14 protein-coding genes are annotated in these 21066 nt (G+C 69.6%); 6 read left to right on the top strand and 8 right to left on the bottom strand.

The features are described from left to right. Positions 1-137 precede the first annotated feature (137 nt). The 3 genes from BST44_RS23040 to BST44_RS23030 all read left to right on the top strand — a co-directional run bounded on the left by BST44_RS23040 (position 138) and on the right by BST44_RS23030 (position 3344). Positions 138-1127: a malate dehydrogenase gene (locus BST44_RS23040; RefSeq protein WP_083179392.1), complete on the top strand. Its 990-nt coding sequence runs from the start codon at positions 138-140 to the stop codon at positions 1125-1127. Between the two features lie 151 nt (positions 1128-1278). Then, entirely contained in the window at positions 1279-2478 is a 1200-nt protein-coding gene (locus tag BST44_RS23035) for an NAD(P)-dependent malic enzyme (protein ID WP_083179391.1), read from the top strand. Next, complete coding sequence (locus tag BST44_RS23030; RefSeq protein WP_083179390.1) at positions 2475-3344, top strand: glycine betaine ABC transporter substrate-binding protein; 870 nt, start codon at positions 2475-2477, stop codon at positions 3342-3344. Before BST44_RS23035 ends, BST44_RS23030 begins: the two co-directional genes overlap by 4 nt. Positions 3345-3348: 4 nt before the next feature. Here the strand turns inward: BST44_RS23030 and BST44_RS23025 are convergent, their stop codons facing one another. The 4 genes from BST44_RS23025 to BST44_RS23010 all read right to left on the bottom strand — a co-directional run bounded on the left by BST44_RS23025 (position 3349) and on the right by BST44_RS23010 (position 9975). Further along, a complete protein-coding gene (locus tag BST44_RS23025; RefSeq protein ID WP_083179389.1) occupies positions 3349-4200 on the bottom strand; it encodes an SDR family NAD(P)-dependent oxidoreductase in 852 nt (283 codons plus the stop codon). Between the two features lie 68 nt (positions 4201-4268). Next, positions 4269-5096 carry an SDR family NAD(P)-dependent oxidoreductase gene (locus tag BST44_RS23020; RefSeq protein WP_083179388.1) on the bottom strand — a complete coding sequence of 276 codons (828 nt, stop codon included), beginning with the start codon at positions 5094-5096 and terminating at the stop codon, positions 4269-4271. Positions 5097-5287: 191 nt separating this feature from the next. Continuing rightward, positions 5288-9010 (bottom strand): multifunctional oxoglutarate decarboxylase/oxoglutarate dehydrogenase thiamine pyrophosphate-binding subunit/dihydrolipoyllysine-residue succinyltransferase subunit, encoded by a 3723-nt coding sequence (locus BST44_RS23015; protein WP_083179387.1) that lies wholly within the window; start codon positions 9008-9010, stop codon positions 5288-5290. Between the two features lie 188 nt (positions 9011-9198). Further along, the gene (locus BST44_RS23010) at positions 9199-9975 is read right to left on the bottom strand and encodes a hypothetical protein (RefSeq protein ID WP_083179386.1); all 777 of its coding nucleotides are present in this window, start codon (positions 9973-9975) and stop codon (positions 9199-9201) included. 223 nt (positions 9976-10198) lie between these two features. On the opposite strand from BST44_RS23010, the gene BST44_RS23005 reads away from it, so the two are divergent. Beyond that, complete coding sequence (locus tag BST44_RS23005) at positions 10199-12169, top strand: MFS transporter (RefSeq protein WP_083179385.1); 1971 nt, start codon at positions 10199-10201, stop codon at positions 12167-12169. A gap of 15 nt (positions 12170-12184) precedes the next feature. Here the strand turns inward: BST44_RS23005 and BST44_RS23000 are convergent, their stop codons facing one another. Together BST44_RS23000 and BST44_RS22995 are read right to left on the bottom strand one after the other, a co-directional pair. Further along, entirely contained in the window at positions 12185-15592 is a 3408-nt protein-coding gene (locus BST44_RS23000) for a TM0106 family RecB-like putative nuclease (protein WP_083179384.1), read from the bottom strand. A 51-nt stretch (positions 15593-15643) separates the two neighbouring features. Continuing rightward, positions 15644-16243 carry an LppP/LprE family lipoprotein gene (locus BST44_RS22995; RefSeq protein WP_083179400.1) on the bottom strand — a complete coding sequence of 200 codons (600 nt, stop codon included), beginning with the start codon at positions 16241-16243 and terminating at the stop codon, positions 15644-15646. A 132-nt stretch (positions 16244-16375) separates the two neighbouring features. Between BST44_RS22995 and BST44_RS22990 the strand changes: the two genes are divergently transcribed. Together BST44_RS22990 and BST44_RS22985 are read left to right on the top strand one after the other, a co-directional pair. After that, positions 16376-18076, top strand: a complete 1701-nt coding sequence (locus tag BST44_RS22990; protein WP_083179383.1) for a DEAD/DEAH box helicase — start codon at positions 16376-16378, stop codon at positions 18074-18076. Beyond that, positions 18073-19212 carry an acyltransferase family protein gene (locus tag BST44_RS22985; protein WP_083179382.1) on the top strand — a complete coding sequence of 380 codons (1140 nt, stop codon included), beginning with the start codon at positions 18073-18075 and terminating at the stop codon, positions 19210-19212. The genes BST44_RS22990 and BST44_RS22985 overlap by 4 nt, the downstream gene beginning before the upstream one ends. A gap of 10 nt (positions 19213-19222) precedes the next feature. Here the strand turns inward: BST44_RS22985 and BST44_RS22980 are convergent, their stop codons facing one another. Both BST44_RS22980 and BST44_RS22975 read right to left on the bottom strand, forming a co-directional pair. Next, the gene (locus BST44_RS22980; protein WP_083179381.1) at positions 19223-19801 is read right to left on the bottom strand and encodes a TetR/AcrR family transcriptional regulator; all 579 of its coding nucleotides are present in this window, start codon (positions 19799-19801) and stop codon (positions 19223-19225) included. Continuing rightward, on the bottom strand, positions 19801-21063 hold the full coding sequence (locus BST44_RS22975; RefSeq protein WP_167380247.1) for a cytochrome P450: 1263 nt from the start codon (positions 21061-21063) through the stop codon (positions 19801-19803). Before BST44_RS22975 ends, BST44_RS22980 begins: the two co-directional genes overlap by 1 nt. Positions 21064-21066: the final 3 nt, after the last annotated feature.

The following is a 21066-nucleotide window of genomic DNA, read 5'->3' as shown; positions in this document are numbered from 1 at the left end:
AGGGTTCCCAAAGCGCGACGATCCGGCCGTGGGACACCAGGCGGGTGTCGGACCGGGGGTTGGCGGCCCAGCAGAGTGCGCTAGTTTCGAGCCGAGACCCGAATCTGCATGACTACCTCCACAAGGAGCATTTCGACGTGAGCGCAAGTCCTCTCAAGGTTGCCGTCACCGGCGCCGCCGGCCAGATCGGCTACAGCCTGTTGTTCCGCCTGGCGAGCGGTTCGCTGCTGGGCCCCAACCGTCCGATCGAGCTGCGCCTGCTCGAGATCGAGCCGGCGCTCAAGGCGCTCGAGGGCGTCGTGATGGAGCTCGACGACTGCGCGTTCCCGACGCTGGCCGGGGTCGAGACCGGCTCGGACCCGAACAAGATCTTCGAGGGTGCCAACCTGGCCCTCCTGGTCGGTGCCCGCCCCCGTGGGCCGGGCATGGAGCGCAGCGACCTGCTGGAGGCCAACGGCGCCATCTTCACCGCGCAGGGCAAGGCCCTGAACTCGGTGGCCGCCGACGACGTCCGCGTGCTGATCACCGGCAACCCGGCCAACACCAACGGCCTGATCGCGATGAGCAACGCGCCCGACATCCCGAAGGAGCGGTTCTCGGCGCTGACCCGCCTGGACCACAACCGGGCCATCTCGCAGCTGGCCAAGAAGACCGGCGTCGCGGTCACCGACATCAAGAAGATGACCATCTGGGGCAACCACTCGGCCACCCAGTACCCCGACATCTTCCACGCCGAGATCGGCGGCAAGAACGCCGCCGAGGTCGTGGGCGACCAGAACTGGGTCGAGAACGACTTCATCCCGACCGTCGCCAAGCGCGGCGCCGCCGTCATCGACGCGCGTGGCGCGTCGTCGGCCGCCTCGGCCGCCTCGGCCACCGTCGACGCCGCCAGGGACTGGCTGCTGGGCTCGCCCGACGGTGATTGGGTCTCGATGTCGGTGATCTCCGACGGCTCCTACGGCGTGCCCGAGGGCTTGATCTCGTCGTTCCCGGTCACCACGAAGGACGGCAACTGGACGATCGTCACCGGCCTGGAGATCAACGACTTCTCCCGCGCCCGGATCGACAAGTCGACCGGCGAGCTGGCCGACGAGCGCAACGCGGTCACCGAGCTGGGTCTGATCTGACCGCAGCCCCCCGCGCCGATCGCAAGCGCGGCGGAGCCGGGGGCCGGGGGTACCGCCCGCTTGCGGGGGACGGGCTGCCTCCGACCTGGCCCGGAAATCCGGTCCCGCGCAGATTAGGGCTACTAATCGGTAGTCGCCTACCCTGGGGCGCGTGTCCGAGTTGATTGAATCGATACAGACTCGCGCCGAGCACGGCGCGATCACCGACGCGGAGATCTTCGAGGCACACGTAGGCGGCAAGCTTTCCGTAGGCCTGACGGCCCCGCTGGACACCCAGCGCGCGCTGTCCATCGCCTACACCCCGGGGGTCGCGCAGGTCAGCCGCGCGATCGCCGCGGACCACAGCCAGGCCGCGCGCTACACCTGGGCGAACAGGCTGGTCGCCGTCGTCAGCGACGGCAGCGCGGTGCTGGGCCTGGGTGACATCGGACCTGCCGCGTCGCTGCCGGTGATGGAGGGCAAGTGCGCCCTGTTTCAGGCGTACGGCGGCCTCAACGCGATCCCGATCGTCCTGGACACCAAGGATCCCGACGAGATCGTCGAGACCCTGGTGCGGCTGCGCCCGACGTTCGGCGCCGTCAACCTCGAGGACATCTCCGCGCCGCGGTGCTTCGAGATCGAACGGCGAGTCATCGAAGCGCTGGACTGCCCGGTGATGCACGACGACCAGCACGGGACGGCGATCGTCGCGCTGGCGGCGCTGATGGGCGCCACCAAGTTGCTCGGCCGCGACATGACGTCGTTGCGGGTGGTGGTCTCGGGCGCCGGGGCCGCCGGCGTAGCCTGCACGAATCTCCTTCTGGCCATGGGTGTTTCCGACATCACCGTGCTCGACTCGCGGGGGATTCTGCACACCGGCCGCGATGACATGAACAGCGTCAAGATGGTTTTGGCGCAGCGCACCAACCCCGGCGGCCTCACGGGCAGCATGGCCGAAGCGCTGCGCGGCGCCGACCTGTTCCTCGGGGTGTCGGGCGGTGTGGTGCCCGAGGAGATGATCGCGACCATGGCGCCCGAGGCGATCGTCTTCGCACTGTCGAACCCCGACCCGGAGATCCACCCGCAGGTCGCGGCCAAGTACGCCGCGGTGGTGGCCACCGGCCGCAGCGACTTCCCCAACCAGATCAACAACGTGCTGGCCTTCCCGGGCGTGTTTCGGGGGGCGCTGGATGCCGGGGCGCGCCGGATCACCGAGAAGATGATGGTCGCCGCGGCCGAAGCGATCTTCTCGGTCGTCAGCGACGACCTGGCCTTCGACCGGATCGTCCCCAGCCCGCTGGACCTGCGCGTCGGGCATGCGGTCGCCACGGCGGTGGCCCTGGCCGCCGATCCCGCAGACATCGCGGGGTGAGAATCGGCTGGCTGGCGGTGCCTTTGCTCGCCGCCGTACTCGCCGCGGCCGGCTGCGGGACCGACGCCGGGGACCACCGCCCCCGTCTGGAACTGGTGGTCGGTTCCGGCGCGGATCCCGAGGCCCGGCTGCTGGCCGGCGTTTACGTGGCCGCGTTGCGGTCATACGGTTTCGCGGCGCACGCGGAAACCGCCGACGATGCGATGGCGCGCCTGGACTCGGGCGCCTTCACCGTCGTCCCGGCCCTGACCGGGCGCGAACTGCAGAGCCTGCAGCCCGGTGCGACGGCGATGTCCGACGCCGAGGTCTACCGCGCGATGGTGGCCGCGCTGCCCGAGGGTGTCGCCGCGGGCGACTACACGACGGCCGCTGAGGACAAACCCGCGCTGCTGGTGTCGGGGTCCACCGCCAAGGCGTGGGGCGGCAGCGATGTCAGCGCCGACCTGAGCACGCTGCCGAAGCACTGCGCAGGCTTGACCATCGGCAGGGTCACCGGGCGTCCGGCCCCCTCGGCCGTCGGCACCTGTCGGCTTCCCGCCGCGCGCGAATTCCCGGACGACACAACGATGTTCGCCGCGGTAAGGGCCGGACAACTGACGGCGGGGTGGACGACCACCGCCGACCCCGGTCTGCCCGCCGACCTCGTCACGCTCGCCGACGGCAAGCCGGCGCTGATACGGGCCGAGAACGTGGTGCCGCTGTATCGGCGCAACGCGCTGAGCGATCGGCAACTGCTGGCGATAAACGAGGTGGCCGGCGTGCTGGACACCGCGGCCCTGGTGGACATGCGCCGTCAGGTTGCCGGCGGCGCCGACCCGCAGGCGGTCGCGGGCGGGTGGTTGGCCGAGCACCCGCTGGGACGGTGAGCCGTCAGCGCTTGGGCATCAGCCGGTGCACCACCTGCTGCACTCGTCGCATGACGGGCCCGCCCAGCAGCCGCTCAGGTCTCGACCCGGTCAGCCGCACCACCAGGTCCATGGCCTTCACGTCGGGGCCGACCAGCACCCGAGGCTTGTCTTTGCGCACCGCCGCCAGGATGATCTGGGCCGCCCGTTGCGGCGTCGTCTTGGCCTGTTGCTCCTCGAACAGTTCCGCCAGGCCATCCTGGTCGAGCCCGTCGGCGAAGACGGCGTTGCGGGCGAAGCCGGTCCGCACGCCACCGGGGTGCACCGTCGTCACCCGGACCGGGTGGCCGGCCAGCACCATCTCCTGCCGCAGCGCCTCCGTGAAACCCCGGACGGCGAACTTGGCCGAAACGTAGGCCGCCTGGCCGGGAGCCGAAAACAGGCCGAGCGCGCTGGAGATGTTGATGACGTGGCCGTCACCGGAGGCGATCAGGTGGGGGAGGAAGGCCTTGGTGCCGTTCACGACCCCCCAGTAGTCGACGTCCATCACCCGCTCGATGTCCTTGAACCGGGTGTCTTCGATGGACCCGACGAACGTGATGCCCGCGTTGTTGTAGATCTGGTTCACCCTGCCGAAGTGCTCGTGGACCGCGTCGGCGTAGGCCAGGAACGCCTCGCGCTCGGTCACGTCGAGCCGGTCGGCTTTGACCTCGGCGCCGATCGCCTTCAGTTGCGCCTCGGTCTCGGCCAGTCCCTCGACGTCGACGTCACTGATCGCGACCTTGGCGCCCTCGCGCCCCAGCTCCAGGGCCAATGCCCGGCCGATCCCCGAACCCGCGCCGGTGACGACGGCGACCTTCCCGGCGAACTCATGCATGGGTACTCCCTAGTGGCAGCGTGACCGCGTTGAGGCTATCCGTTACGCGCGATCACCGCTATGGCGCGTCATTGCTTGGGCATCATGCGGCCCATGACGGATCCGAACAGCTGCTGATATCCGGCGCCGGTCAACCGCACCAAAGCGTCCAACACCTTGGCGTCGGTGCCGACCAGCACCCGCGCCTTCTTCTTGCGCACGGCGTCCAGGATGATCTGGGCGGCCCGTTGCGGGCTGGTCCTGGCGAGCCGTTTGTCGAACACGCTGGCCAGCTGTTCCCGGTCGAGCCCCTCGGCGGCGGTGGCGTTGCGGGCGATCGCCGTTCTGATCCCGCCGGGGTGGACCGTGGTGACCGCCACCGGGTGCCCGGCCGCCAGCATTTCCTGCCGCAGGGCTTCGGTGAACCCCCGCACGGCGAACTTGGCCGAGTTGTAGGCCGCCTGCCCGGGCACCGAGAAGAGCCCGAACACGCTGGAGACGTTGATGACGTGACCGTCGCCGGAGGCGATCAGGTGGGGCAGGAACGCCTTGGTGCCGTTGACGACGCCCCAGAAGTCGACGTCCATCACCCGCTCGATGTCCTTGAACTGGCTGATCTCCACGTCGCCGGTGAAGGCGATGCCGGCGTTGTTGTAGATCTGGTTCACCTTGCCGAAGTGCTCGCGCACGGCGTCGGCGTAGGCCAGGAACGCCTCGCGCTCGGTCACGTCGAGCCGGTCGGCTTTGACCTCGGCGCCGATCGCCTTCAGCTGCGCCTCGGTCTCGGCCAGCCCCTCGAGGTCGACGTCGCTGATCGCGACCTTGGCGCCCGAGCGGGCCAACTCGACGGCCAGCGCCTGGCCGATACCCGAACCCGCGCCCGTCACCACGGCGACCTTGCCGGCGAACCCCTGCATGAGGCCTCTTTCCTATCGGCTCGTTTTGCGTCGAGGCTAGCCGGTACCGGCGGTCCCCGGTACCGGCGGGTGGCGCTGGGCTGAAGTTCGATTGCCCGGCTCCTTACTCGCGCCGTCCCGGCGAACTATATTGCCCGGCTCCTTAGTCGCGCCGTCCCGGCGGTCGCCGTCGCCGGGCGCGCCGTCGCCGGTCAGCGGAAGGCCGTGTCGAGGATCTCCTGCTGCTCGACCGCGTGCACCTTCGACGAGCCCGACGACGGGGCGGACATCGCCCGGCGGGAGATCCGCTTGAGCCCGGTCAGCTTGTCGGGTAGCAGCTCGGGCAGCTCGAGGCCGAAGCGCGGCCACGCGCCCTGGTTGGCCGGCTCCTCCTGCACCCAGAAGAACTCCCTGGCGCCGGGGTAGCGGTCCAGTGTCTCGTTGAGCCGCCGCTTGGGCAGCGGGGCGAGCTGCTCGATGCGCACGATCGCGACGTCGTCCCGGTTGTCCTTGGCCTTGCGCGCCACCAGCTCGTAGTAGATCTTGCCGCTGGTCAACAGGATGCGGGTGACCTTGCCGCGGTCACCGATGCCGTCCTCGTAGGTCGGCTCCTCGAGCACAGAGCGGAACTTGATCTCGGTGAAGTCCCGAACGTCGCTGACGGCGGCCTTGTTGCGCAGCATCGACTTCGGCGTGAACACGATCAGCGGCCGCTGGACACCGTCGAGGGCGTGCCGGCGCAACAGGTGGAAATAGTTGGACGGAGTCGAGGGCACCGCGATCGTCATCGAACCCTCGGCCCACAGCTGCAGGAAGCGTTCGATGCGGCCGGAGGTGTGGTCGGGACCCTGGCCCTCGTGGCCGTGCGGCAGCAGCAGCACCACGTTGGACAGCTGGCCCCACTTGGCTTCGCCCGAGCTGATGAACTCGTCGATGATGGACTGTGCGCCGTTGACGAAGTCGCCGAACTGCGCCTCCCACAGGACGAGCGCGTCCGGGTTGCCGACGGTGTAGCCGTATTCGAAGCCGACCGCCGCGTACTCCGACAGCGGGGAGTCGTAGACCAGGAACTTGCCGCCGGTGGGGGTGCCGTCGGGGTTGGTCGCCAGCAGCTGCAGCGGGGTGAACTCCTCGCCGGTGTTGCGGTCGATGATCACCGAATGCCGCTGGGAGAAGGTGCCGCGCCGGGTGTCCTGGCCCGACAGCCGCACCAGCTTGCCCTCGGCGACCAGCGAACCCAGCGCCAGCAGCTCCCCGAAAGCCCAGTCCACCTTGCCCTCGTAGGCCATCTCGCGGCGCTTCTCCAGCACCGGCTGCACGCGCGGGTGGGCGGTGAAGCCCTCCGGCAGGGCGAGGAACGCGTCACCGATGCGGGACAGCAACGCCTTGTCCACCGCGGTGGACAGGCCCGCGGGCAGCATCTGGTCGGCCTCGACCGATTCGCTCGGTTGGACGCCGTGTTTCTCCAGTTCGCGGACCTCGTTGAACACCCGCTCCAGCTGACCCTGGTAGTCGCGCAGCGCGTCCTCGGCCTCCTTGAGCGAGATGTCGCCGCGGCCGATTAGCGCCTCGGTGTAGCTCTTGCGGGCGCCGCGCTTCACGTCGACGACGTCGTACATGGCGGGGTTGGTCATCGAGGGGTCGTCGCCCTCGTTGTGGCCGCGGCGCCGGTAGCAGATCATGTCGATGACAACGTCCTTGTGGAACTCCTGGCGGAAGTCCACGGCCAGCTTCGCCACCCAGACGCAGGCTTCCGGGTCGTCGCCGTTGACGTGGAAGATCGGCGCCCCGACCATCTTGGCGACGTCGGTGCAGTACTCGCTGGACCGTGAGTACTCCGGCGCGGTGGTGAAACCGATCTGGTTGTTGACGATGATGTGGATGGTGCCGCCGACGCGGTAACCCGGCAGGTTGGCCAGGTTCAGGGTCTCGGCGACGACGCCCTGGCCCGCGAAGGCCGCGTCACCGTGCAGCATCATCGGGACCACCGAGAACGCCTTCTGGCTTTCGGCGGCGCCGTCGAGCAGGTCCTGCTTGGCCCGCACCAAACCCTCCAGCACCGGGTCGACGGCCTCGAGGTGGGAGGGGTTGGCGGTCAGCGACACCTGAATGTCGTTGTCGCCGAACATCTGCAGGTACACGCCGGTGGCTCCGAGGTGGTATTTGACGTCGCCCGAGCCGTGCGCCTGCGACGGGTTGAGGTTGCCCTCGAACTCGCTGAAGATCTGCTTGTACGGCTTGCCGACGATGTTGGCCAGCACGTTGAGCCGGCCGCGGTGCGGCATCCCGATGACCACCTCGTCGAGGCCATGCTCGGCGCACTGGTCGATCGCCGCGTCCATCATCGGGATCACGCTCTCGGCACCTTCCAGCGAGAAACGCTTCTGCCCAACGTATTTGGTCTGCAGGAAGGTCTCGAAGGCCTCGGCGGCGTTCAGCCGGCTCAGAATGTACTTCTGCTCGGCGACGGTCGGTTTGACGTGTTTGGTCTCCACCCGCTGCTGCAGCCACTGCTGCTGTTCGGGCTCGAGGATGTGGGTGTACTCCAGCCCGATGTGACGGCAGTAGGCGTCGCGCAGCAGGCCCAGCACGTCGCGCAGCTTCTTGTACTCGCAGCCGGCGAACCCGTCGACCTTGAACACCCGGTCGAGGTCCCACAGCGTCAGGCCGTGGTTGAGGATTTCCAGGTCCGGGTGGCTGCGGAACCGGCTGCCGTCCAACCGCAGCGGGTCGATGTCGGCCATCAGGTGGCCGCGGTTGCGGTAGGCCGCGATCAACTCCATCACCCGGGCGTTCTTGTCGACGATCGAGTCCGGGTTGTCGGTGCTCCACCGCACCGGCAGGTACGGGTTGCCCAGTTCGCGGAAGATGTCGTCCCAGAACGTGTCCGACAACAGCATCTCGTGGATGGCACGCAGGAAGTCCCCGGACTCCGCGCCCTGGATGATCCGGTGGTCGTACGTGGACGTCAGGGTGATCAGTTTGCCGATCCCCAACTCGGCGATGCGTTCCTCGCTGGCGCCCTGGAATTCGGCGGGGTATTCCATGGCGCCGACGCCGATGATGGCGCCCTGGCCCGTCATCAGCCGCGGGACCGAGTGCACGGTGCCGATGGTGCCGGGGTTGGTCAGCGAAATCGTCACGCCGGCAAAGTCTTCGGCGGTCAGTTTGCCGTCGCGGGCCCGCCGGACGATGTCCTCGTAGGCGGAGACGAATTCCGCGAAGCGCATCGTCTCGCAGCCCTTGATGCCGGCCACCACCAGCGAGCGCTTGCCGTCTTTGCCCTGCAGGTCGATGGCCAGGCCCAGGTTGGTGTGCGCGGGGGTGACGGCGGTCGGCTTGCCGTCGACCTCGGCGTAGTGCCGGTTCATGTTGGGGAACTGCTTGGTCGCCTGCACCAGCGCGTAGCCCAGCAGGTGGGTGAAGGAGATCTTGCCGCCGCGGGTGCGCTTGAGCTGGTTGTTGATGACGATCCGGTTGTCGATGAGCAGCTTGGCCGGCACCGCGCGGACGCTGGTCGCGGTCGGCACCTCCAGCGACGCGGACATGTTCTTGACGACCGCGGCCGCGGCGCCGCGCAGCGTCTGCAGCTCGTCGCCTTCGGCCGGTGGGGGAGTCGGGGCTTTGGCCTTGGCCGGGGCCGCCGCGGGTGCGCCGCCGGCACCGTTGCCGCTCCCGGCGGCCCTCGCGGGGGCAGCGGCCGGGCCGGACGGCGGGGCGGCGGGCGCGGGCTTTGCTTGCGGGGCGCTCGCGGCGGGCTGGCCGTCACCGGTGGCCGGGGCGCTCGAGGGCGGTTCGCCGGTCGGCTCCGGGTTGTAGTCGACCAGGAACTCGTGCCAGCTCGGATCGACCGACGAGGGGTCATCGCGGAACTTGCGGTACATCTCCTCGACCAGCCATTCGTTTTGCCCGAATGGTGAACTTATGTTGCTCACGACCGCTGTTCGCCTCAATTCCTCTGTCCTGCAAGCGCTTTAAGCAGCTGCTGCGCGGCGCCTGTACGTTTGTCAGCCCCGGATTGTGGAGCATGTCACACCAAAGTCGATGCTCAACGTTTCCGCCCTATAAAGGCTAACCTTTCGCCAGCAATCCGCCAGGGAGAAGGGGGTAGCGGGGGCGCCCGCTAGCCGGCTTCGTGGTAGGGCGGCACCAGGTGCAGCGCCCGGGGCCAGCGCACCGGAGGGGGTCCGAACGCCCGATCGGCGTTGCGGACGATCTTGCGGCCGGCGAAGTAGTTGCCGACGGCGCCGACGACGATGCCGATGCCCACCGGCAGCAGCTTGCCGAACATCAGGGCACCGCGCCGCAGCGTGTACCGCTTGACCCACGACTTGAGCAACCGCGAGTTCAGCCGCGACATCGACGACAGCGGCAGGGCGGCCACGCTCTCGGAGATCCAGCCGCCGTTGGTGCGGGCCGGGCCGAGCAGCTCGACCGCCTCCTTGCTGTGGTCGCCGGCCAGCACGGCCAGCACCAGGGCCCGGCGCCGTTCCCGGTGCTCGGCGGGAATGTCGTAGACCACGGCGACGGCCAGCACGAAGAACGCGGTGGCTTCCAAAAACGTCACGGTCTCCGCCGCGGCGGCGGACAGCGCGCTCAGCGTGCCGATTCCGGGGATGGTCGCCGCCGCGCCCACCGCCATGCCGCTGGCGGTGACCATGCCCACATAGCGCTTCCGCAGCTTGGCCAGGATGTCGGCCGGGCCGCTGCTCGGGTGCGCGTTGCGCAGCCGGGACACGTAGGCCTCGACCGCCGGGCCCTGGATCCGCGAGCTCCGCTCGATGACCTGGGCCAACGCGCGCGCCGACGCCTTCGGCCGGCCGATGGTGGCCGGCCGCGCCTGGTCCGCTTGCGACAAGCTGAAAAATCGGTTCGAAGACCGCTTCCGTCGGGCCCGCATCTTGCCTCTCCTGAAATGCCGTCCTACCAGGCTAACCTGCCCGCCGGCGCAGACCGCGCGAACACGAAACCTGCCCCGGTGGTGTACCCCGGATCGGAGCCATGGCTTCCCCCGATTGTCCCAGCGGCAATAATGCAGGCTGGATGTCCGTGACGGTCCGGGCCGGTCGACCAGGCGGCCCCGTGCGGGCGGGCATCGTCGGGAGCGGAAACGAGGTGGGTAGATGACCACGGCGACGCCTCCGTCGTCCGGGGGCACCCGGCGCGCGGCGCCGAACTTGCCTCACGCCACCAAGCGCTGGGACTTCCTCACCCGGAGCTCGCCGCAATCCCACAAGCCCTGGAACGCGCTCTGGGCGATGATGATCGGCTTCTTCATGATCATGGTCGACTCGACCATCGTCGCCATCGCGAACCCGACGATCATGACCAGCCTGCGCATCGGCTACGACACCGTGGTGTGGGTGACCAGCGCCTACCTGCTGGGCTATGCGGTGGTGCTGCTGGTCGCGGGGCGGCTCGGCGACCGGTTCGGCCCCAAGAACCTGTATCTGATCGGCCTGGTGGTGTTCACCGTCGCCTCGGTGTGGTGCGGGCTGGCGGGCAGCGCCGCCATGCTGATCGCCGCCCGCGTCGTGCAGGGGGTCGGCGCCGGCCTACTCACCCCCCAGACCTTGTCGACCATCACCCGCATCTTCCCGCCGGAGCGGCGCGGCGTCGCGGTGAGCCTCTGGGGTGCCACCGCCGGCGTCGCCAGCCTGGTCGGCCCGCTGGCCGGCGGCGTGCTGGTGGACGGGCTGGGCTGGCAGTGGATCTTCTTCGTCAACGTCCCGATCGGCGTCGCCGGTCTCGCGCTGGCGTACTGGCTCGTCCCGGTGCTGCCCACCCAGTCGCACCGCTTCGACCTGGTCGGAGTCGCGCTGTCCGGGGCGGGCATGTTCCTGATCGTGTTCGGGCTGCAACAGGGCCAGGCCGCGCACTGGGAGCCCTGGATCTGGGCGATGATCGTCGCCGGCATCGGGTTCATGACGGTGTTCGTGTTCTGGCAGTCGATGAACACCGACGAGCCGCTGATCCCGCTGGTGATCTTCCGGGACCGCGACTTCGGGCTGTGCAACGCCGGCGTGGCCGTCGTCTCGTTCGCCGCGACGGCGATGATGCTGCCGCTGACGTTCTACGCGCAGGCGGTTTGCGGGCTGTCGCCGACGCGCTCGGCCCTGCTGATCGCGCCGATGGCGATCGCCAACGGGGTGTTCGCCCCGTTCGTCGGCAGGCTGGTCGACCGCTACCATCCGCGGCCGGTCCTCGGGTTCGGTTTCTCGGTGCTGGCGGTGGCGCTGACCTGGCTCACCTTCGAGATGTCGCCGGTGACGCCGATCTGGCGGCTGGTGTTGCCGTTCTTCGCCACGGGCGTCGGCATGGCGTTCGTGTGGTCGCCGTTGACCGCCACCGCCACGCGTAACCTGCCGCCGGGCCTGGCCGGCGCGGGCTCCGCCGTGTATAACTCGGTCCGCCAGCTCGGCGCGGTACTCGGAAGCGCCGGCATGGCCGCGTTCATGACCGCACGGATCGGCGCCGAGATGCCGCCGCGGCCGCGCGGTGGTGCCGAGGTCGAGCCGACCGCCGGCCTGCAACTGCCGGAGTTCCTGCGCGACCCGTTCGCGGCCGCCATGTCGCAGTCCGTGCTGTTGCCCGCGTTCGTCGCGCTGTTCGGGATCGTGGCCGCGCTGTTCCTGGTCGGGTTCGTCCCGTCGGCGACCGCCGGTGACCAGGCCGGGGCGGGCGACGGGGTCGACGACGACTACGACGACGACGAGTACGTCGAATTGATCCTGCTTCGGGAAGCCGAGCCCGCACCCGTCCGGCGGGCGGGCTACGCGCACGAGGGCGGCGCCGCACCGAAGGCCGATCGGATCGTCCGTCCGCGCCCCGCACCCGCCGGCGCGCGGACCAGCCGGCGGGACGACCCGGTGCCGGAGGGTGGGCCGATCGGGCTGGCGCACAACGGTTCTCATGTCGACAGCCGCCAGCGTTTCCGTCCGGTCACCGAGCTTTCCGCGCGGCCCTACCGGCCCGCCCCGGCCGATCGTCCCGCGCCACCGGGACGGCAGCAGAACGGCTCGGCGCGGGCTCAGCGGCACCGCCGCGATCCCGACGACACGGGCGGCCACGGCCGGCACTCGTCCGGCAACTAGGCGCGCGGCCGGCCGTCAGGCCGGCTCCGTGAGCGCCAGGAACGCGCCGAGGTCGGTCAGACCGGCGGGCGTGGTGGGCAGGTACTCGGTCAGCGACGCCGAGCGCACGACGACCGCCGCGAACTGGGCCCGGCTGATGGCGACGTTGAGTCGGTTCCTGTTGAGCAGGAAGGAGATTCCGCGCGGCACGACGTCCGCGGAGGAGGCCGTCATCGAGATGAACACCACGGGCGCCTGGGCGCCCTGGAACTTGTCGACCGTGCCGACCCGGATTCCCCCGAGCCCGGCACCGGCCAGCCGCCGGCGCAGCAGCGCCACCTGGGCGTTGTAGGGCGCCAGCACCAGCACGTCGGAAGCGGTGAGGGGCCGGGTGCCGTGCTCGTCGGTCCACGGCGTGCCCAGCAGTCGATCGATCTCGGCGGCGATCGCGTCGCCCTCCTCCGTGCTCTCGGTCGAGTTGCCGTGGTGCCCGACGGTGAGGGTCCGCACGCCCGGCCGGCATCCGGCAAGGCGCCGGGCGGCGGCGCACTCGTGGGAATGCAGCCTGCCCTCATACGCCAGCGCGGAGACTGCGGCGCAGACCGCGGGGTGCATGCGGTACGACCGGTCCAGAAAATAGCCCCGTTCGTCGGGCAGGGTGCGCTGGCCGTCCACCAGCCAGTCGAGCGCGGACGTGTCGACCGGCTCGGGATGTGTGCCCTGGCTGACCTGCGGCAGTTGCTGAGGGTCCCCGAGTAGCAACAGGTTTGCGGCCGCCGGCGCCACGGCGATGGTGTTGGCCAGGCAGAACTGGCCGGCCTCGTCGATCACCAGCAGGTCGAGGCTGCCCGGCGGCACCCGCTTGCCGTTGGCGAAATCCCATGCGGTCCCGCCGATCACGCAGCCGGCGGTGTCGGCGATGAACGCGGCGTAGGCGCTGCTGTCGATCTCCTGCCAGCGCGGAGCGTGGTGGTCGTTGCGCTTTTTCGCCACCCGCGCCGGGTCGAGCCCGGCGTCGATCACGCAGCCCAGCAGGTTCTCCACGGTGGCGTGCGCTTGCGCCACGACGCCGACGCGCCAGCCATGGCCGGTGGCCAGCCGCTCGATCACCCGCGCGGCGGTGTGCGTCTTGCCGGTTCCGGGCGGCCCGTGCACCGCCAGGTACGACGAATCCAGGTCCAGCACCGCGGTGGCGATGTCGGTCGCGAGGTCGGCGCCGCGCGGCAGTGCGGAGCCGCTTCGTGTGCGGGGCGCGCGGCGCAGCAGCACGTCGAGGACGGCGCTGCGGGGCAGCCGCGGCAAAGCGGCCGCCACCGCGGCGGCCGTCGCCTCGATCGACTCGCGCAGGGCCGCCGTCGGGATCGGCGGGCCCGGGGTCAGCGCGAACGGGAGTTGATGGAACGGCTCCCCGTCGTTGCCCACCCGTTCGACGATGGTCACTTCGGTGGGCAGCGCCGGATCGTCGGCCGCGACCACGGTGGCCCGTCCGGCAGCGCGCCGGTCGCGATCGCCGGACATCCCCGGCGGAGCCGGTGGGTCGTACAGCGCGAACACGTCGGTCGTCAGCTCGCCGCGCGCCAGCTCGCCGCACAGGCGCACCCGTCGCTGCGGCTTGCGGGCGCGGGGAGGGGTGCTCCAGTCCGTGCTGACCGACGCGTGCTCGGCGACGAAGACATCGGTGTCGTCCGCCCACTCCTCGATGGGGAAGTTCAACCGGTCGAAGTGCGCCCACCAGAACGGCTTGTCCTCGCGCCGGTGGTAGCCGCGCGCCGCGGACAGCAGCGCGACCGCCGTCTGCTCGGGCGTGCGGTCGTCGACGGCGGCGTCGCCGGTGAAGGCCGACAGGGTCAGCGAAAGCCGGTCACGGTCCTCGACGGTGTTGCCGCCCCGGACGGGCTGGGCGCCGACGGGCACGACCCCGGATTCGTAGGCGCGCAGCATCAGCCAGTTGCGCAGTTCCTGGGTCGAGCGGCAGTCGTACTGGTTGTATTCCTCGATCTCCTTGAGCACGGACGCGGCCTCGTCGCGGCGGCCGTCGGCCTGCAGTTCGCAGTACCGGGCGTAGGAGGTGATCGAACCGGCGGCCGTGGTCACGTCACCGGCGCGCAGTTGCGCCCCCATGTACAGCGGCTCCAGCGCTTTCAGGCTGAACGACTCCGCACCCACCCGAATGCTCTTGCGCACCAACGGGTAAAGGTCGACCAGCGTCCCGCTGCGCAACAGTTCGTCCACCTGGTCCTCGCCGGCGCCGTAACGGCCGGCCAGCCGCAGCAGCGCCGTCTTCTCATAGGGCGCGTAGTGGTAGATGTGCATGTTCGGGCGGCGCTTACGCCGCTTGGCCACCAGCGCTAAGAAATCGGTCAGGGCCTTGCGTTCGTCTGCCCGGTTGTGCGCCCACAACGGACGGAACGCGCCGGCGGGCCCGGCTTCCAGGACGCCGAACAGGTATTCCAGACCCCACTCCCGCCCGTCGACGGTCCACAGCGGGTCGCCCTCGAAGTCGAAGAACAGGTCGCCGGGGTCCGGTTCGGGCAGCAGGGCCAGGGGCTGCGGGTCGACGATCTCGTAACACGGACGCCCCGTTTCGCGTTGCCGCACTTGGAGTCTCGCCTGGCCGGCCAGTTTTTCGAGGGCGCCGGGCGCCAGGTCCGGCACCGGACCGGCATGCTCGGCCAGCGCGGACACCGTGGCGATCCCGGCGTCGATCAGCTTGTCCCGCTGGCCCACTCGCATGCCGGCGACCAGCAGCAGGTCGTCAGTGGCCTCCAGCTGCTCGGTGCACAGCGGGCACCTCAGGCAGGCGCCCACGTCGTCGTCGTCCCAGCGGACCGCGGCGCCCCCGGCATGATGTTCGTCGAGGAGCCGCTGCAATCGCGCGCGCTGGGATCGGTACACCGGAACCAGGTCGTGGACGCGATAGCGCGCGGCCGTCCCGTCGCCCAGGTGCAGCTCGGCCTCGGGCGCCACCGGGACGCCGGAGGCGGCGAGCGCGTCGGCGTACGCGGCCAGTTGCAACAGCGCGGTGACGTTCGCCGACCGGGCCAGCTTGGTGTCGACGACCCGGTACCGCTCGCCGTCCCGCACCAGGAAGTCGGCGAAGCCGACGAAGCGGCCGTCGAACATGGCGGCCTGGTAGACCGCGGGCGCACCGCCGTCGATGGCGCGCCGGGTCGCCTCGGCGGCCGCCGCGAGGCCGGCGGGCGTGTAGGCCGGGCGGCCGATCACCGCGACGCCGGCGCCGAACTGCTCGCGCAGCCGGTCCAGTTCGCGCCGCTCGTGTTCGTTCCCCAGGACGGCGGTCCGCGCGAGGAGCTCGTCTTCGGCCGGCGCGGCGGGTCCCCGGCCGAGTTTCGCGTCGAATTCCCGCAACAGCGCGTATTCGCAGCGGGCGGCGGCGGCAAGGTCCGACGCGCTGTAGACGATGCTGTCGCCGGTGACGAACACAGCAGCAACTGTAGGTGAGGGGACCGACGGCAAAGGGTCTCGCCGAGACGCCTAGCGGCCCGGAGCGTTACCGATCAGCTCGACGCCGTTGCCGTTCCAGTGGAATCGCACGTCGGTGTTCAACCCGTTGATGCCGCTGGGATAGGTCAGCGCCACCGTGTCCCCGGTGGTCTGGGCGGGGTCGACCCCGTTGAACCCGTAGGTGTCGGGCACGCCCTGCGGGATGAACTGCCCGAGATGGAACAACACCGCGCGGGTGGTGGGGTTGACGGCGTTGGTGTTCGCCTTGACGATCACCGCCGACAGCTGGGCGCACTGGTTGTAGTTGCCGGCCAGCGGCTCGGGGTTCCACGGTTGCTGGCTGCGCGGATCGCGGGGCAACTCCGAGACCACCTTCGCGATGACGGGCGAAGCGAGGTTGACCGCGCACGGGTCGGCCGGCGGGGCGAGGCTGCCGGGCGGCGCGGCGGCGCCCGAGGGCTGCGCCGGGGCGGTGATGGACGGGGTCTCGGTGGTCGTCGTGGCCTGCGGCGTCTTCGCGACCGTGGAGTCCCCCGAACCACACCCGGTCAACGTCAGGGCGAGCAGAGCGACGGCGGCCGGGCCGGTCAGTGGCCCGGTACGGCGGGGTAGCGACCACACATCGGGCACCGTACCGTCACCGCCCGCGCGGGTGTGACAGGCATGGCCGGACCCGGCGCGGCTGTGCTCATGATCACGCGCCCCGCGGCGCTCAGGTTCCCCCACCGACGATCCGACCAAGACCACTAGACTCCTTGGACGATGACCCTCCCGGACAGCTCGCCCGAGGCTGCCTCTACGACGTTTGCCGACCTGCAGATACACCCCTCCGTCCTGCGGGCGATCGCCGACGTCGGCTACGAGTCACCCACGGGCATCCAGGCCGCGACGATTCCCGCGCTGATGGCGGGCTCGGACGTCGTCGGGCTGGCGCAGACCGGCACCGGCAAGACCGCGGCCTTCGCGATCCCGATCCTGTCCAAGATCGACGTCGCCAACAAGGCGACCCAGGCGCTGGTGCTGGCGCCCACCCGGGAGCTGGCGCTGCAGGTCGCCGAGGCGTTCAGCCGGTACGGGGCACACCTGCCGAAGGTCAACGTGCTGCCGATCTACGGCGGCTCCTCCTACACGGTCCAGCTGGCCGGGCTGCGGCGCGGTGCCCAGGTGGTGGTCGGCACTCCCGGCCGGGTCATCGACCACCTCGAGCGCGGAACGCTGGACCTGTCCCACGTCGACTACCTGGTCCTCGACGAGGCCGACGAGATGCTCACCATGGGTTTCGCCGAAGAAGTCGACCGCATCCTGTCCGAGACGCCGGAATACAAACAGGTGGCCCTGTTCTCGGCGACCATGCCGCCCGCGATCCGCAAGCTGACCACCAAGTACCTGCACGATCCGCTCGAAGTCAGCACCAAAGCCAAAACCGCCACCGCCGAGAACATTTCGCAGCGATACATTCAGGTCGCCGGCCCGCGCAAGATGGATGCGCTGACCCGGGTCCTCGAAGTGGAGCCGTTCGAGGCGATGATCGTCTTCGTGCGCACCAAGCAGGCCACCGAGGAGGTCGCCGAAAGGCTGCGCGCCCGAGGGTTTTCCGCCGCCGCCATCAACGGCGACATCCCACAAGGCCAGCGCGAACGGACCGTCGCCGCGCTGAAGGACGGCGGTATCGACATCCTGGTCGCCACCGACGTGGCCGCGCGTGGGCTCGACGTGGAGCGGATATCGCACGTGCTCAACTACGACATCCCACACGACACCGAGTCCTACGTGCATCGCATCGGTCGCACCGGCCGGGCCGGCCGCTCGGGGACCGCGCTGTTGTTCGTCTCCCCCCGGGAACGCCACCTGCTCAAGGCGATCGAAAAGGCCACGCGGCAAACGCTCACCGAGGCCGAGCTGCCCACCGTCGAGGACGTCAACGCCCAGCGGGTGGCGAAGTTCGCCGATTCCATCACCGCCGCACTGGGCAGTCCGGGCATCGAGTTGTTCCGCAAGCTGGTCGAGGACTACGAACGCGAACACGACGTCCCGTTGGCCGACATCGCCGCGGCGCTGGCGCTGCAGTCCCGCGACGGCGAAGAGTTCCTGATGACACCCGAGCCGCCGCGTGAACGCCGCGAGCGGCACGCCGAATATCGCGAGCGCCCCGAAAAGCCAAGGCAATCACGGCCCTTCACCACATATCGCATCGCCGTCGGAAAGCGGCACAAGGTGGGCCCGGGCGCGATCGTCGGCGCCATCGCCAACGAGGGGGGCCTGCATCGCAGCGATTTCGGCCACATCGCCATCGGCCCGGACTTCTCGCTGGTGGAGCTGCCGGCCAAGTTGTCCCCCTCGACGCTGAAAAAGCTCGAGCGCACCCGCATCTCAGGCGTGCTGATCAACCTTCAGCCCGATCGGTCGGCGACCAAGCCGCGCGGCCGTGACGGCGGAAAGCCGCGCAGGAAACACTCCGGATGACCCTGTCCGAAGAACAAGACGCCCAGGGCGGACTGGAGCAGACCGCCCACGTCGACCGGGTCGCGTCGCTGACCGGAATCCGCGCCGTCGCCGCCCTTCTCGTCGTCGGCACGCACGCCGCCTACACCACGGGCAAGTACACGCACGGCTATTGGGGGCTGGTCGGCTCCCGCATGGAGATCGGCGTGCCGATCTTCTTCGTGCTGTCCGGCTTCCTGCTGTTCCGCCCGTGGCTGAAATCGGCCGCCACCGGCGCGCCGCCCCCGTCGCTGAGCCGCTATGCGCGGCACCGGGTTCGCCGCATCATGCCGGCCTACGTCATCACCGTGCTGTTCGCCTACGTGCTGTACCACTTCCGGGAGGCGGGACCCAACCCCGGGCACACCTGGCTCGGGCTGGTGCGCAACCTGACGCTGACGCAGATCTACTGCAACGGCTATCTGGGCAAGTACCTGCATCAGGGCCTGACCCAGATGTGGAGCCTCGCGGTCGAAGCGTCCTTCTACGTGCTGCTCCCGCTGCTGGCATACGTGTTGCTGGTGCTCGTCTGCCGCCGGCGGTGGCGGCCGAGGCTGCTGCTGGGCGCGCTGGCCGGTTCGACCCTGATCAGCCCGGCCTGGCTGATCCTCGTGCACACCGATCACTGGTTTCCCGACGGCGCGCGGCTCTGGCTGCCCACCTACCTGGCCTGGTTCCTCGCCGGAATGTTGCTGGCCGTGCTGCAGGCGATGGGCGTGCGCGGCTACGCGTTCGTCGCCATACCGCTGGCCGTCGTCTGCTACTTCATCGTCTCCACCCCCATCGCCGGCGCGCCCACCACGTCGCCGGCCACGCTGAGCGAGGCCTTGTTCAAGACGTGCTTCTACGCCGTGATCGCCGCGCTCGCGGTGGCGCCACTGGCGCTGGGGGATCAGGGTTGGTATTGGCGGTTGCTGGCGACGCGGCCGATGGTGTGGCTGGGGGAGATCTCCTATGAGATCTTCCTGATCCACCTGATCACCATGGAATTCGCCATGGTCTACATCGTGCGCGCCCACGTCTACACCGGTTCGATGCTGAACCTTTTTCTCGCGACGATGCTGCTGACCATTCCGCTGGCCTGGCTGCTGCACCGCTTCACCCGCGTGCGGACCTGAGCGCCACGCGCTAGCCGCGCGCGGAAACCGGTGTCACGATCGGCGCGACGAACTCTTCGATCATCGCGCGCTCGTCGGCGTCGTCTCGGCCGGGAAACTGCAACAGCGACGTGATCACGCGCACCACCCAGCGCGCCCGTCGCTCCACGACGGCGGGGTCTTCGGGGCCGAGCGAGCCGACGAACGCGGCGGCCAGCGCGGTGATCACCTCGGACTGCCCGGCCACCTCGGCACCGATCGGGGGTCGGGTAACGGCGAACCACGACGCCAACGCGCGGCTGCCGCGCACCATCCCCAGCGTGGCGACGATGCTCGCGACGAGCCGTTCCCGGGGATCGTCGATCCCGCCAATCTGCTCCTTGATCGCGCGGCTGAGCCGACGGGTTTCGCGGTGCACGTAGGCGGTCCGCAGCGCCTCGCGGTTCTCGAAGTACCGGTACAGCGTCGCGCGGGAACAGCCTGCGGCTCTGGCGATTTCGTTCATGCCGATCGAAGCCTGGTCGCGCTCGGTGTAGAGCCGCTCGGCCGCGTCGAGGATCCGGTCGACGGCCGCTTCGCTGCGGTTCGCGCCCAGCCAGTCGTTCGGCATCAGGACTTCACCCGGATCGGTACCGACAACGGGCGGCGCACGTAACTGCCGCCCGACCATACGATCGCGGACTCGTCGACCTCGAAATCCGGGCAGCGGGTGAGCAGTTCGGTCAGCGCGACGCGGGATTGCATCCGCGCGGCCGCCGCGCCCAGGCAGTGGTGTGCGCCGTGGCTGAAGGTCAGGATGTTGCGCGGGCAGCGGGTGACGTCGAGTTCGCCCGCGTTCGGCCCGTATTGGCGCTCGTCGCGGTTGGCCGACCCATACAGCAGGAACACTTTGCGACCGGCGGGGATGGTGGTGTCGCCGATCGTCACGTCGCGGGTGGTGGTTCGGGCCAGCCCCTGCACCGGCGAGGTCAGCCGCAGCAGCTCCTCGACGGCGTCGGGGACCAACGCCAAATCGTCGACGAGAAGCCGCCGCTGGTCGGGCCGCTGATGCAGCAAAGGCATTGACCCGCCCAGCATTCCGGTGGTGGTGTCGTTGCCGCCGGTGACCATGGTGAACGTGAACGCCAGTATCGACAGCGTGCCGGCGATGTCGCCGGCCCCGCCGCTGCTGCCGATTCCGGCAGATACCAGGTGCGAGATGGTGTCGTCCCCGGGTTCGGTGCGGCGGCGTTCGATCAAGTGAGTGAAGTAGGCCATCATCGACCCGACCGCGTCGCCCACCGTCTCCAGCGCCCCGGCTAATCCAGCTTCCAGGCCGCCGTCCGCGGTGTTGGCGGCGACGATCACGTCCGTCCACCGGTCGAATTGGGTCCTATCCGCTTCGGGAACGCCGAGGTAGTGCGCGACGACCATCGACGGCAGCGGTTTGAACAGCTCGGTGACGATGTCGCCGCCGCCGGCCGCGCGCAATCGCTCGATGCGTTCGACGACGAACTCGCGCACCTTGGGCTCCACCGCCTCCACCTGTCGGGGCGTGAAGCCGCGCGACACCAGTTTGCGAAACTCGGTGTGTACCGGCGGGTCCTGCATGACGAACGGTGGATTGTCTTGCAGTCCAATCATTTCCAGGTCGCCGTAGGTGACGGTCAACCCCTGCGCGGAGGAGAAGGTCTCGTGATCGCGCGCCGCGGCCCATACGTCGGCGTGCCAGGATAGCACGTAGTAGTCGTGCTCGGGCCGGTTGGTCGGGACGACGTGGTGCACCGGATCCCGGTCGCGAAGCGCCCGGTACATCGGCCACGGATTCGCCCAGGTGTCGGCGGTGGCCAACTCGAAGACGGCAGGCGCACCGTGAGACATAATCGCAGCCATGTC

The sequence above is a fragment of the Mycobacterium scrofulaceum genome (assembly GCF_002086735.1).
In the GTDB taxonomy this organism is placed as follows: Bacteria; Actinomycetota; Actinomycetes; order Mycobacteriales; family Mycobacteriaceae; genus Mycobacterium; species Mycobacterium scrofulaceum.
The sequence above is the reverse complement of the archived record's forward strand: the minus strand, read 5'-3'. Positions and strand labels throughout refer to the sequence as shown.